The sequence below is a fragment of the Nocardioides ganghwensis genome (assembly GCF_014779655.1).
GTDB classification, from domain to species: Bacteria; Actinomycetota; Actinomycetes; order Propionibacteriales; family Nocardioidaceae; genus Nocardioides; species Nocardioides ganghwensis.
Genome location: NZ_JACXYX010000003.1, coordinates 234,990 through 247,891 on the forward strand (window position 1 = coordinate 234,990; position 12,902 = coordinate 247,891).

A 12,902-nucleotide genomic window follows, 5' to 3' on the forward strand; every position below is an offset into this window, starting at 1 on the left:
GGGCCGTCGCGCAACACGAACACCCGATGTCGCAGGTCACAGGCGCGTACGGGGTGCGCCGGACCCCCCGAAGGGGCGGGTGTCGACCAAGCACAGTGACTCTGTCGAGTTGTCTGACAAACTGGCCGTATGCGCGTCTCCGCCAAAGCCGACTACGCCCTGCGGGCCCTGATCGAGATCGCGGTGCGCAGCGACGGGACGGCGGTGAGCGCCGAGCAGCTCGGCAAGGCCCAGGGGATTCCGCACGGCTTCCTCCAGGCGATCCTCGCCGACCTCCGTCGCGCCGACGTGGTGGTGTCGCAGCGCGGCCAGTCCGGCGGCTGGCGCTTCGCCCGCAAGCCCGAGACCGTCACCGTCGCCGACGTGATCCGCGCGGTCGACGGGCCGCTCGTCTCCGTCTACGGCCTGCGACCGGAGGCGGTCGAGTACGACGAGTCCGCCCGGGTCCTCCAGCACGTGTGGATCGCCGCCCGCAGCTCGTTGCGTGGCGTCTTCGAGCAGGTCACCATCCAGGACCTCGCCGACGGCACCCTGCCCCCGGGCGTCGCCGCGCTCACCGAGGACGACGACGCCTGGCAGCCCCACTGATCCTCGCCGCTGGGCGATCCTCGGGACCTAGGCGGCCAGCCGCCGGTTGACCTGCCGGCGCCGCTTCGACACCTTGGCCAGCCGCCTGTCGAGGCGGGCCTCCTCCTCGATCAGCGCGATCCGCGCGACCTGGGCCGCGAGCTGCTCGGCGGACAGGCGGGCGGGCAGCACGTGCGTACGCCCTTCCTCGACGATCGACGTCCAGGCGGCCGGCGGCTCGGCGGTGAAGCCGGTAGTCACGACCAGCACGACCCGGAACCCGTCGAGCGCGTCGAGGGCGAGCGCGGCCTGCTCGGGTGTCGCGCCGAAGAAGGCCGGCACGCTGACGAAGCAGTCGGACTTCGTCTTGCGAGCCCGCCGGCACAGCGACGCCCACGCCCCCTCGACCTGCTTGCGCCGGAGCCCGGCGGCCTTGTGCGAGCGGAGGATCTCGACCCCGGCGTGCTCGTACGCCTCGGCGTCGACGGCCGGCACGCGCACCCCGCCGATGGCGAGCGCCTCGGTCATCGCGTCGATGTCCACCGGGTCGGGGCCGACGTGCAGCAGGAACAGTCTCTTGACCATGGCGCCAGCCTGTTGCCGCCGGGCGGCGTGCGCGTGAACTGCGGTGGTCGTGCGCGGGAACGTCCCGCCGCGCTCAGGCGACGGCGCGCAGCCAGCTGACCAGCGGGCGCATCGCCCGCCAGTCCGCGCGCACCCGGTCGACGAGCCCGGCGCCGATCGCGTCGGCCTCGAAGCCGTACGACCGGCCGACGAAGAGCTGCTTGCGACGCAGCAGGTGGATGCGCGGGTGGTCGGCGTCGTAGCCGCGCGGCGAGGTCTTGAGCTGGTCGCCGCCGATGTCGAAGCCGTCCTTCTCCAGCTTCTTCAGCAGCCGGTCGAGGGCCTTCCCGGCCTTGTCGTCGGCCATCGCCTCGCGGATCGCGGCCAGCTGCGGTCCGTCGGCGTCGTAGAAGCCGGAGCCGACACGGGTGCCGCGCGGGGAGATCTCGAAGTACCAGCCCGTGCGCGGTCCGGCCGCGACGAAGGCGCCCTGGTGGGTCTTGTAGGGCGTCTTGTCCTTGGCGAACCGGACGTCGCGGTAGGGGCGGAACACCTTCGCGGGGCCGAACTCCGGCTCCAGCTCGGCCATCAGCGCCTTCATCGGCGTCTCGACCGACTCCTTCCAGACGTGCTTGTGGCTCTCCCAGAAGGACTTGGTGTTGTCCATCTCGAGGTCGTCGTAGAAGTCGAGGGCGGCGACGGGGAATCCGGTGAAGCTCACGTCACCCGACGCTAGCCCACACCAGCTCGTCGCCCTCCTCGCCGAAGGACGAGAGGCTCAGCACACCGCCCCCGCAGACCGGCTCGCCGAGGAAGGCGTTGCCGACCGAAGCGGACTCGTACGCCACCTCGAGCGTGCGGTCCGGTGTCCAGCGCATGAGGCGCGCGGGCTCGTCGGGACCCTGCGGGTCGCGGACGAAGAAGACCGAGTCACCGCAGGGCACGGCGCTGCCGGTGGTGCCGGGGCCGAGGTCGAAGTACCCGCCGTCGGCCGAGGCGTGGAATCGTGCCTCCTCCTGGCGGCGCGGTTTCGGCACCTCCGACCAGACGGCTCCGTCGGCGGTGGCCGCGACGTCCCAGCCGGTGCAGTCCGCGGGTCCCTCGAGCGGCTGCGGCACGCCGCCGGCATCGAGCAGGTTGACGGTGCGGCACGCGACGGGGCGGGCGTCGTCGAAGGTCATGATCCCGACGCCGTGCTCGTTCGCGGTGAGTCCCGAGAAGCCCGAGCGCTCCGGCGCGCACCAGCCGTCCTCGCCGTTGCTGTCGGCGAGGGCGCTGGTGGCCAGGCAGTACGCCCGGTCGTCGCCGTACGTCGGGAAGCGGAGGTCGCCGTCGACGAGGGCCCACGACCCTCCGCTGGCCGCAGCGGGGGAGACGACCTCGCCCTGCTCGCCGCTCGACAGGTCGACCGTGACGACCTCGCTGGGTGCGGTCTCGGCCTTGTCCTGCCGCACGACCACCGCCCACGTCTCGCTCATCAGGACCTCGGAGATCGTGCGGCCCACGCCGGCCTGGACGGTCACCGCGTCGCCGTCGCGTGTGAGCTCGACCTCGGTGCCGGCCTCGTCGCCGACCGCCTCCCACTCCGGGCCCCGGACGTAACGGGCGCCGGCGTCGAGGCCGGAGTCCTGCCAGTCGAGGATCGCGGCCTCCGGCTCGACGACAATGGGGTCGTCGAGCGTCCCGCCGGAGGGGGCGTCGCCGTCGGAGCTGCTGCTGGGCGGCGGGCCGTCGGGTTGCAGGTCCGCCGGCCGGTCTTCGTTGCTGCAGGCGGCGAGGACGACCAGCAGCGCGAGCGCGGCGGGCGTACGGGCTCGCACCTCAGACCCCGACGTTGTGCTGGAAGTGGTCGCGGTTGGCGCGGAAGGACCGGTAGGCGTTGCGCCACTGCACCCGCCCGATCGCCGGCTCGCTCGGGTCGAACCTCGACTGGTCCCACGGCTCGAAGTAGCCGATCTGCGGGTTCCCGCCCGGGTTCTGGTCGAAGCCGCGGCCGACCTGGAAGTGGCCGCTCGCGTCGTCGTCGAGGTAGGGGTAGTACTGCTTGAGCAGCACGGGGTGCAGGACGACCGGGGCCCGGTAGTCGTGGACGTGCCGCATCATCAAGCGGTACCACTGCTTGAAGGTGAAGTCGCTGATGTCGAGCACGACGTACGGCCCGGCGTGGTCGGCGTCGTCGTAGTGCGTCTTGTTGTTGACGACGCGGACCATGTCGGTGATCGCGGTGCCGGCGGTGGTGGTGCCGAGCCGGCGAGCCCAGTAGGACTGGTTCTTCCGCTTCTCCTGCGAGCCCCAGCCGATCGCCTGCATCGCGGCGGGGCCGCACCAGTAGGTCGTGTTCTGCGCCTGGGCGACCTTGCTCGTGAGGATCTTGGAGCGCTTCGGGTAGGACTCGCCGAACCCGCCGCGTGCCTGCACGTCCGACGCGGCGACCTCCGGGTGGCGCTCGGCGAACCCGTCGGGCAGCGGTACGCCCTGGATCTCGTGGCGCAGCATCCAGACCTTGCCGACCGCCTGCGCGGCCATCGTGAGCTCGGCCCTCTCGGCCTCGGCGCGCGCGGTCGGCGTACGCCGCTCCGCCCGGGCGAGGAGCCCGTCGGCGTCGAGGTCCCCGGTGCGCTCGCGCTCGAGGTCCGGTCGGGCGTCGAGGCGCGCCGCGAGCGCCTCGGCAGGCTGGTTGGTCCAGCCGAAGCCGAGGCAGTAGCGCTGTCCCTCGAAGGTGGCGCACCGCACGGCCGCGCGCGCCCGCGTCGTACGCCCCTGCGCGCCGTCGAGGGCGGCGCCCTCGGCCACCACGCGGTCGATCTCGGCCCGCATCGCGGGGGTGAGCCGGCTGCGGCCGGGCGCTCCCGGTGCATCGGTCGACTCGGCGGACGGGGCGATGCCGCCCTGGTCGTCCGGCCCGCCGTCAGGCAGCAGGGGCACGGCTCCGAGGGTGAGGGCCAGTGCGGCCGCGGCGAGGCTCGCGGGGTGGCGCCAGAGCGGGCGGGGACGGTCGCCGTCGGCGATCTGGTGGGCGATCGTACGGCGGGGGGAGCGGGGGAGTCGGCGGGGGAGTCGGCGGGGAAGAGCCATGGGGAAGAACCTTCGATCCGAGAAAAGACGGACGCCTCACTGTCCTCTCTGGTCACAGAAGGCGCAAGTCTCACTCCTGCCCCACGGGTGCGCGCGTCGGGCGTACGCCTGTGGACACCCGCGAGTAGTCCGCTGCGTATGGCCGGTCCGGGGGCCTCGAAGCCCGGCGGAATGCAGCGGACTACCGGGAGGCGCTGTGGACGGCGGGGTGCGCTGGGTGCGCTGGGCTGAGAACTGGAGCGGATGACGAGACTCGAACTCGCGACATCGACCTTGGGAAGGTCGCGCTCTACCAACTGAGCTACATCCGCAGACGCCGTCCGGGGACGGCGCGCCGAACGATACCGGACCCGGCTAGCCGACGCGCGAGAGACCCGGATGCTTCGGCGAGACCGTGTCGCCGGAGGAGCGCCCGGTGATCCGGCGGTGCACCCACGGGACGAGGAACTCGCGGGTCCAGTGGGCGTTGGCGGCCCACGCCTCGCGGCGCCGGAGGACCGGCAGCGGCTCGACGGTGACCGGCTCGAGGCCGTGCTCGACGCCGATGGCCTCGAGGACGGCGTGCGCCATGTGCGTGTGGCCCGAGCTGTTGAGGTGCATCCGGTCGGTGTCCATGACGCTGCCGATCTCGATGTCGCGCATCCGCCACATGTCGACGATGGTCGCGCCGTGGCGGTCGGCGATCTCGCGGACCCACTCGTTGAAGATCGCCATCCGCCCGCGCACGGGCCCGTAGATCCCGCCGCCGCCCGGGTCGAAGATCGTGAACATCACGACGCGCGCCCCGGTCGAGGACAGGCGCGCGATCGCGTCGTCGTACGTCCGGGCGAGGGCGTCGAGGTCGACGCGGGGCCGCAGCACGTCGTTGCCGCCGCCGTGGACGGTGACCAGGTCGGGCTCGAGGGCGAGGGCGGGCTCGACCTGCTCGGCGACGATCGAGCCGAGCTTGCGGCCGCGGATCGCGAGGTTGGCGTAGCCGAAGTCGTCGGTCTGCTGCGCGAGAACCTCGGCGACGCGGTCGGCCCAGCCGCGCAGGCCGTTGGGGCGCTCCGGGTCGGGGTCGCCGACGCCCTCGGTGAAGGAGTCGCCCAGGGCGACGTAGCGGTGGAATGTCACGGGAGCATTGTGCGGGACGGGTCTCGAGGCGGGACTTCGTCCCTGCTCGACCAGCGAGGCGTACGGGACTCCGTCCCTCCGCGAGCCGCTAGGTTGGCCGCGTGCTGCTCTCTGATCGCGACATCACCGCTGAGATCGACGCCGGCCGGATCGCCCTCGACCCGTGGGACCCCGCCATGATGCAGCCGTCCAGCGTCGACGTACGCCTCGACCGGTTCTTCCGCGTCTTCGAGAACCACCGCTACCCCCACATCGACCCCGCGGCCGACCAGTCCGAGCTGACCCGCGAGGTCGAGCCGGAGGGCGACGAGCCGTTCATCCTGCACCCGGGGGAGTTCGTGCTCGGGTCGACGTACGAGGTGGTGTCGCTGCCCGACGACATCGCCGCCCGGGTCGAGGGGAAGTCCTCGCTGGGCCGGCTCGGCCTGCTCACCCACGCCACCGCCGGCTTCGTCGACCCCGGCTTCTCCGGCCACGTCACCCTCGAGCTCGCCAACGTCGCGACGCTGCCGATCAAGCTCTACCCGGGGATGAAGATCGGCCAGTTCTGCTTCTTCCGGCTCTCGTCGCCGAGCGAGCACCCCTACGGCTCGGCGAAGTACGGCTCGCGCTACCAGGGCCAGCGCGGCCCGACGCCGAGCCGGTCGTTCCAGGGCTTCCACCGCACGCCGATCTGAGGCGCACTCGTCCCGCTCTGCGGATTAGGTCACACCCCCGTGACGTAATTGAGCGAAGTGTGGTTAGGCTTTCCTAAGTTAGCCTTACCTTCCCTCGCCTGACGGAGTTCTTGATGAAGCGAAGCCTCGCCGCGCCCACTGCGACCAAGCTGGCTGCGGCCACCGTCCTGGTCGCCGCCCTCACCGGCTGCAGCACCGGATCCACCAGCGGCGGGACCGACGCCGCGTCGGAGCCCACCTCGACCACGAGCGTCGATCCCGACGCCTTCCCCGTGACGATCGAGCACGCCCTCGGCGAGACCACCATCGAGTCCGAGCCGACGCGCGTCGCCACCCTCGGCTGGACCGACCACGACCACGCGCTCGCGCTGGGAGTCGTGCCCGTCGGCGCCACCAAGATCACGTGGGGCGGCAACGAGGGCGGGTCCACCGACTGGTTCGACGCCGCGATCGAGGAGGCCGGCGCGGAGGCGCCCGTGCGCTACGACGACGCCGACGGCGCGCCGATCGACGAGGTCGCCGAGCTGGCGCCCGACCTGATCCTGGCGACCAACTCCGGCATCACGGAGGACGAGTACGCCAAGCTCTCCAAGATCGCGCCGGTCGTGGCCTACCCCGAGGCCCCCTGGACGACCGACTGGCAGACCTCGCTCGAGATGGTCGGCCAGGCGCTGGGCCGTACGGCGCTCGCCGACGAGGTGGCGACCGACACCGAGGCCACCATCACCGAGGCGGCCGAGGCCAACCCCGAGCTGGAGGGCGCCGAGCTGATCTACGGCTACCTCGCGGCCACCGACCTCTCGACCGTCGGCATGTACGCCCCCGAGGACCCGCGCGTGTCCATCCTGCGCGACTTCGGCATGGTCGACGCCCCGGCCGTGGCCGAGGCCATCAAGCCCGGCGAGTTCTACGGCACCGTCTCGGCGGAGCAGGCGTCCGAGCTCGACTCCGACGTCTTCGTCACGTGGGTCGAGTCGCCCGACGACGTCGAGACCATCGAGAAGGACAAGCTGCTCGGCCAGATCCCCGCGATCGCCGAGGGCAACTGGTACGCCGAGTCGGACAAGCAGGACGCGATGGCGTCCACCAACCCGACGCCGCTGTCGATCCCGGTCATCGTCTCCGACTTCCTGCCGTCGGTCGTCGAGGCGCTCGAGGGCTGATGACCGCCCTCGTCCCGACGCGGGAGGACGTCCTGAGGCCCCCGGGGGGAGGCCGCGGGCGTCGTCCCGCCCTGCCGGTCAGCGTCGCGATCTCGGTCGCGGCGCTGGCCGGTGCCGGCGTGCTCTCCCTGCTCGTCGGGGCGCGCGCGGTGCCCCTGGAGGCCGTGTGGGACAGCGCCCACCCGCTCCACGCGGTCGTCGCGGCGCGCCTCGACCGCACCCTCCTCGGCCTCGCGGTCGGTGCCGCGCTCGGCCTCGCGGGTGCACTGATGCAGGGCCTGACCCGCAACCCCCTGGCCGACCCCGGCATCCTGGGCGTGAACGCCGGCGCCACCTTCGCGATGGTCGTCGGGATGACCGCGTTCGGGCTGTCCGGGATGGGTGCCTACCTGCCGCTGGCCTTCGTCGGTGCCGCCGTCGCCGCGGCGGCCGTGCACGGCATCGCCGCCCTGGGCCGCGACGGCGCCACCCCCCTCAAGCTCGCGATCACCGGTGCCGCGCTCAGCGCGGGCCTGGCCAGCTGGACCACCGGGCTGCTGCTGGCCGACCGCAAGACCATGGAGTCCTTCCGCTTCTGGCAGGTCGGCACGGTCGGCGGACGCGGCACCGACGTCCTGCTCGCGGGCCTGCCCTTCCTCCTCGTCGGCGCGCTGCTCGCCCTCGCCGGCGCCCGCCTGCTCGACACCCTCGCCCTCGGCGACGACCTGGCCCGCGGCCTCGGGCGCCGCACGACTCGCGACCGCCTCGTCATCGCCGTCGCGATCGTCCTGCTCGCCGGCACGGCGACGGCCCTGGCCGGACCGATCGCCTTCGTCGGCCTCGTCGTGCCCCACGTCGTACGCAGCCTCGTCGGCCCCGACCACCGCCGCGTCCTGCCCTTCTCGATGCTCGGCGGAGCGGTCCTCGTCGTCGTCGCCGACACCGTGGGTCGCGTCGTGCTGCCGCCCGCGGAGGTGCAGGTCGGCATCATGGCCGCCGTCGTCGGCGTGCCGTTCTTCGTCGCCCTCATCCGCCGCACGGGGCGGGCGTTGTGACCGTGACCCTCGCCCGACCCGTCACCGCCACACGACCGGACGCCGACGCGGCCGACGTCGTACGCCGCGCGCGCCGCGCACCTAGGCGCCACCACCGGCGACTGGTGGCGGGCCTCGCGCTCGTCCTCGCCGGGGCCTTCGTCGCCCGGGTGCTGCTCGGCGACTACACGGTCACCATCCCCGACTTCCTGCGCATCCTCGGCGGCGAGCAGATCCCCGGCGCGACCTACATCGTGATGGAGTCCAAGCTCCCGCGTGCCGTGCTCGCGGTGCTCGTCGGCATCGCCTTCGGCGTGGGCGGGGCGATCTTCCAGACCACCCTGCGCAACCCCCTCGCGAGCCCCGACGTCGTCGGCGTCAGCCTGGGCGCGAGCGCCGCTGCCGTGTCGGTCATCGCCCTCGCCGGGTGGTCCGGCTGGCCGGTCTCGGCCGCCGCGATCCTCGGCGCCCTCGCGGTCGCCCTCGCCGTGCGGGCCGTCGCCGGCGACCACGGCGGCTTCCGGCTCGTGCTGGCCGGCATCGGCCTCGCCGCCGCGATGCAGTCGGTCATCCAGTACGTCTTCACCCGCGTCGACGAGTACGACGTCCAGCTGGTGCTGCGCTGGCTGACGGGCAGCGTCAACGGCGTGGCCTGGCCGAGCATCGGGCTGCTCGCCGTCGCGCTGGCCGTGCTGCTGCCCGCCACTGCGTGGGCCGCCCGGTCGCTGCGTGCGACCGAGCTCGGTGACGACACCGCCGCCGGGCTCGGCGTCGCGCGGCGCCGGACCGACGTCCTGATGCTCCTCGGGGTGCTGCTCGTCGCGGTCGGCGTCGCCGCGGCGGGACCGGTCGCGTTCGTCGCCTTCCTGTCCGGCCCGATCGCGCGCGCCCTCAACCGCGGACGCACCTCGCTCCTCGCCGCCGGCCTCGTCGGTGCCGTGATCGTGCTGGCGGGCGACTACGCCGGCGCGTACGCCTTCGACGACCTCAACCTGCCCGTCGGCGTCGTCACCGGTGCGTTCGGCGCACCGTTCCTGCTCTGGCTGCTCGCCCGCGGCCGCACCGGAAGGAGGGCGGCATGACCACCGCCACCGCCAGCCCCACTGCCTCTGCACCGTACGCCCGGCTGGAGGCGAGCGACCTGACGCTCGCGTACGCCGACACCGCCGTCGTGCGCGACCTCGACCTGGCCGTCCCGCACGGCCGGATCACCGTCATCGTCGGGGCCAACGCCTGCGGCAAGTCGACGCTGCTGCGCGGCCTCGCCCGGCTCATGCGACCGCGGTCGGGCTCGGTGCTGCTCGACGGCGACGCCATCCACCGGCTGCCGACCAAGCAGGTCGCCCGCACGCTCGGGCTGCTCCCGCAGAACCCGGTCGCGCCCGAGGGCGTGACCGTCGCCGACCTGGTCGGCCGCGGCCGCCACCCCCACCACGGCCCCTTCGGCCGGTGGACCACCGCCGACGACGAGGCCGTCGCGGAGGCGCTGGCGCTCACCGACACGCTCGAGCTCGCCGACCGGGTCGTCGACGAGCTGTCGGGCGGGCAGCGCCAGCGGGTGTGGATCGCGATGGCGCTCGCGCAGGGCACCGACCTCCTGCTGCTCGACGAGCCGACCACCTACCTCGACGTCGCCCACCAGGTCGAGATGCTCGACCTGCTCGCCGAGCTCAACGCGCGCCGCGGCACCACGATCGTGATGGTGCTCCACGACCTCAACCTGTCCGCGCGCTACGCCGACCACCTCGTCGCGCTGCACACGGGTCGCATCGTCGCCGAGGGCACCCCGCGCGGGGTCGTCACCGAGGACGTCGTGCGCACGGTCTTCGGCCTCGACAGCCGGGTGATCGACGACCCGGTGTCGCACACCCCGCTGGTCGTCCCGGTCGGACGGCACCAGCCGCGCACCAGCCCGCCCAGCCCGCCCAGCCACTCCAGCCAGGAGAACCGATGACCGTGACCGCCAGCCCGAGCCCGACAGTCCTGCCCATGCTCTTCGCCGAGGTCGAGGTGGTCTCCGTCGAGCGGCTCACCCCGACCTTCGTGCGCGTCGAGCTGGGCAGCCCCGAGCTCGCCGACCTCGGCGTCGACGGCCCGCGCTACGACCAGCGCATCAAGCTCGTCTTCCCCGACCCGGAGACCGGTGGGATCACCTCGACCGAGGGCGCGGACGACACCTGGTTCTCGACCTGGATGGAGCGCCCCGCGGCCGAGCGCGGGCACATGCGCACCTACACGATCCGCGACGTACGCGGCTCGGGGGCGCAGACCACGCTCGTCGTGGACATGGTGCTCCACCTCGAGGGGGACCTCGTCGGACCCGGCTCGACCTGGGCGTCGCGGGCGACGGTGGGGGATCGCCTCGTGCTGATGGCCCCGCGGCGGGGATTCCCCTACGGCGGGATCGAGTTCACCCCCTTCCCGGGTGCCGACCTGCTGCTGGTCGGCGACGAGACGGCCGTGCCGGCGATCTGCGCGGTGCTCGAGCAGCTGCCCGCCGACGCGACCGGCGCTGCGTTCCTCGAGGTGCCGGTGGCCGGCGATGTCCAGGCCGTACGCGGCCCGGCGGGCGTCGACGTCGTGTGGCTCGCCCGCGAGGGCGAGGAGCTCGGCGTCGGCCTGCACGAGGCGGTCGTGGCCCACCTCGACCCACTCTCGACCAGCTTGGCGGGCGCCCGGGCCGAGGTCGCGCCCGACGAGGTGGACCCGGACCTGTGGGAGACGCCGTTCTACTCCTCCTCCGGCGAGGAGGTCCCCGGCGTCGTCGTCGGGGTGGGCGGGACGTACGCCTGGATCGCCGGCGAGTCGAAGGTCGTGACCGGCCTGCGCCGGCACCTGGTCAACGAGCTCGGCTTCGACCGCAGCCAGGTCGCCTTCATGGGCTACTGGCGACGCGGCGTGGCGATGAGGTCCTGACCTCCGCGGAGGGGCGGGCCGCCTCCCCCTCGGCGGGTAACGGGTCGAAGGATGCACTCCCGCCCCCATCGGTGGGGGCGGGAGTGCATCTCTCGACCCGTTACCGGGTGGTCAGCGGCGCTTCGGGGGCTCGGGGGGAGTAGCGCACGCGCTCGGCGATGCGGTGACGGGCGATCAGCTCGATGTCGGTGAACGAGTCGTACATGGTCGTGCTCCTTCCTTGTGGTGGGGAGTCCGGTTCAGCTCTGGTGGAGGGTGACGTCGCCCGACGCCGTGGTGGCGCGCACCTCGAGGTAGGGCTGGTCGGGGGCGGGCTCGCCGGTGCCGGCGAGGGTGGAGGTGAGGCGGCCGCTGGCGGTGCGGACGTCGGTCCACACGGGCGTGCCGGCCACGACTCCGATCCGTACGTCGCCGCTGGCGGTCTTGGCGGTGATGCGGCCGGCGGCCACCTCGTCGACCACGAGGTCGCCCGAGCCGGTGGTGAAGACCGCCTCGCTGCCCAGGGACAGCACGCGGGCGTCGCCCGAGCCGGTCTTGACCGCGAGGTCGTCGCGGGCGGCGTCGACGCGTACGTCACCGCTGCCCGTCGTGACCACGAGGGGCGACTCGGAGCGGCGGACGATCACGTCGCCGGACCCTGACTTGAGGTGCGCCTCGCCGACGAGGTGCTCGGCCGTCACGTCACCGGACCCGGTCTGCACGACCGCGTCGCCCTCGACGACGTCGAGGGTGACGTCGCCCGAGCCGCTGTCGACGCGGGTGTCGGCGAACCGGCCGTGAGCGGCGACGTCACTGCTGCCGACCTTGGCGTGGAGGGCGCTGGCGACGGGCACCTCGACGACGATCTCGGCGCGGGGGTCCTTGCCGAGGAAGCCGCCGGAGCGGGGCGGGGCGATGATCGCGATGCGGTCCCCGAGGTCGCGGACGTCGAACTCCTCGGCGCGGTCGCCGGTGATGCGGACGGTGGTCTCGGTGGTGTCGGTGGCGGTGACGTCGACCAGGCCGCGGCCGTTCTCGACGTAGAGGTCGATCGGCTCGGGCGTGTCGAAGGTGAGGTCGAGCTGGTTGCTCATGGCGGTCTCCTGGTTCGGGGTGTGCTCGTCCGACGGGCCGGCCGGTGCCGGTCCGCTGTGTGCGGTGGGTGGGTGCGGCCGGTCAGGCCGTCGGTGTCGTGGTCAGAGCCAGCCGGTCATCCGGCGGTTGCCCTGTCCCTGCTTGCGGTGGCCCGCGAACGGGTCGTAGCCCACGAAGGGGACGCTGCTCAGGTCGATGTCGACGTTGATGGAGTGCTCGTTGGTCGCGGAGCGCACCACGCCGACCATCCAGGTGTTGAGGCTCTGGCCGGCGGCGGCGGCCCGCTCCTCGGCCCGGGCCTTGACGGCCTCCGGGATCCGCAGGGTGATCCGGGCCAGGTCGCCGTCCTCCTCCTCGGGCGGTGCCGGGGGAGCCGGCGGCGGGGGCGGGGCCGGCATCGCCGCGGGCGGGGTCACCTCGACGACGAAGTCGAGCTCGCGACCGACCAGGCGTACGTCGACGCTGCCGTCGGGGAGCTCGGCGGTGATCTCGGCCGCCGCGTGGGAGATGGCCTCCATCAGCGCCAGTCGCGCGCTCGGGTCCAGGGCGTACGCCAGGCGCTCGGCCGCCTGCTTGAGCTCGTCGCTGCCGGCCTCGGCCGCGGCGACGAGGTCGCGGCGGAGGCTGTCGACGTACGGGGTGATGTCCATGTGCACCACTCTGACATCATCGTGATGTCACGTCAAGAGGAAAGTGATGTCAGATGGCGTCGGCGTGACGCCACTGCCCTCTGGGGG

14 protein-coding genes and 1 tRNA gene are annotated in these 12,902 nt (G+C 73.1%); 7 read left to right on the forward strand and 8 right to left on the reverse strand.

All coding sequences use genetic code 11. From position 1 onward, the window contains the following. Positions 1-129: 129 nt before the first annotated feature. The gene (locus IEZ24_RS05130; protein WP_129453026.1) at positions 130-588 is read left to right on the forward strand and encodes an RrF2 family transcriptional regulator; all 459 of its coding nucleotides are present in this window, start codon (positions 130-132) and stop codon (positions 586-588) included. Positions 589-615: 27 nt separating this feature from the next. Here IEZ24_RS05130 and IEZ24_RS05135 read toward each other — a convergent pair whose 3' ends face one another. The 6 genes from IEZ24_RS05135 to IEZ24_RS05160 form a co-directional block, all read right to left on the reverse strand. After that, positions 616-1,152 (reverse strand): hypothetical protein, encoded by a 537-nt coding sequence (locus tag IEZ24_RS05135; protein WP_129453025.1) that lies wholly within the window; start codon positions 1,150-1,152, stop codon positions 616-618. Between the two features lie 73 nt (positions 1,153-1,225). Next, positions 1,226-1,852, reverse strand: a complete 627-nt coding sequence (locus IEZ24_RS05140) for a DUF2461 domain-containing protein (RefSeq protein ID WP_129453024.1) — start codon at positions 1,850-1,852, stop codon at positions 1,226-1,228. A 1-nt stretch (position 1,853) separates the two neighbouring features. Beyond that, on the reverse strand, positions 1,854-2,951 hold the full coding sequence (locus tag IEZ24_RS05145) for a hypothetical protein (protein WP_129453023.1): 1,098 nt from the start codon (positions 2,949-2,951) through the stop codon (positions 1,854-1,856). 1 nt (position 2,952) lies between these two features. Continuing rightward, entirely contained in the window at positions 2,953-4,206 is a 1,254-nt protein-coding gene (locus IEZ24_RS05150) for a cysteine peptidase family C39 domain-containing protein (RefSeq protein ID WP_129453022.1), read from the reverse strand. 235 nt (positions 4,207-4,441) lie between these two features. Then, a tRNA-Gly gene (locus tag IEZ24_RS05155) sits at positions 4,442-4,517 on the reverse strand. A 43-nt stretch (positions 4,518-4,560) separates the two neighbouring features. Further along, positions 4,561-5,322, reverse strand: a complete 762-nt coding sequence (locus IEZ24_RS05160) for an SGNH/GDSL hydrolase family protein (protein WP_129453021.1) — start codon at positions 5,320-5,322, stop codon at positions 4,561-4,563. Between the two features lie 101 nt (positions 5,323-5,423). Here IEZ24_RS05160 and dcd point away from each other — a divergent pair, with 101 nt between their 5' ends. The 6 genes from dcd to IEZ24_RS05190 all read left to right on the forward strand — a co-directional run bounded on the left by dcd (position 5,424) and on the right by IEZ24_RS05190 (position 11,091). Then, positions 5,424-5,999, forward strand: coding sequence for a dCTP deaminase (gene dcd, locus IEZ24_RS05165; protein WP_129453020.1), 576 nt, complete (start codon positions 5,424-5,426; stop codon positions 5,997-5,999). Positions 6,000-6,112: 113 nt separating this feature from the next. After that, a complete protein-coding gene (locus IEZ24_RS05170) occupies positions 6,113-7,162 on the forward strand; it encodes an iron-siderophore ABC transporter substrate-binding protein (protein ID WP_129453019.1) in 1,050 nt (349 codons plus the stop codon). Beyond that, positions 7,162-8,196 (forward strand): FecCD family ABC transporter permease, encoded by a 1,035-nt coding sequence (locus tag IEZ24_RS05175; protein WP_129453018.1) that lies wholly within the window; start codon positions 7,162-7,164, stop codon positions 8,194-8,196. The genes IEZ24_RS05170 and IEZ24_RS05175 overlap by 1 nt, the downstream gene beginning before the upstream one ends. A 2-nt stretch (positions 8,197-8,198) precedes the next feature. Further along, a complete protein-coding gene (locus IEZ24_RS05180; protein WP_129453228.1) occupies positions 8,199-9,257 on the forward strand; it encodes a FecCD family ABC transporter permease in 1,059 nt (352 codons plus the stop codon). Further along, positions 9,254-10,129 carry an ABC transporter ATP-binding protein gene (locus tag IEZ24_RS05185; protein ID WP_129453017.1) on the forward strand — a complete coding sequence of 292 codons (876 nt, stop codon included), beginning with the start codon at positions 9,254-9,256 and terminating at the stop codon, positions 10,127-10,129. Before IEZ24_RS05180 ends, IEZ24_RS05185 begins: the two co-directional genes overlap by 4 nt. Beyond that, positions 10,126-11,091 carry a siderophore-interacting protein gene (locus IEZ24_RS05190; protein WP_224744855.1) on the forward strand — a complete coding sequence of 322 codons (966 nt, stop codon included), beginning with the start codon at positions 10,126-10,128 and terminating at the stop codon, positions 11,089-11,091. Before IEZ24_RS05185 ends, IEZ24_RS05190 begins: the two co-directional genes overlap by 4 nt. A gap of 239 nt (positions 11,092-11,330) precedes the next feature. Here IEZ24_RS05190 and IEZ24_RS05195 read toward each other — a convergent pair whose 3' ends face one another. Continuing rightward, on the reverse strand, positions 11,331-12,164 hold the full coding sequence (locus IEZ24_RS05195; protein WP_129453016.1) for a DUF4097 family beta strand repeat-containing protein: 834 nt from the start codon (positions 12,162-12,164) through the stop codon (positions 11,331-11,333). A gap of 102 nt (positions 12,165-12,266) precedes the next feature. Further along, the gene (locus tag IEZ24_RS05200; protein ID WP_129453015.1) at positions 12,267-12,815 is read right to left on the reverse strand and encodes a toxin-antitoxin system HicB family antitoxin; all 549 of its coding nucleotides are present in this window, start codon (positions 12,813-12,815) and stop codon (positions 12,267-12,269) included. Positions 12,816-12,902 lie beyond the last annotated feature (87 nt).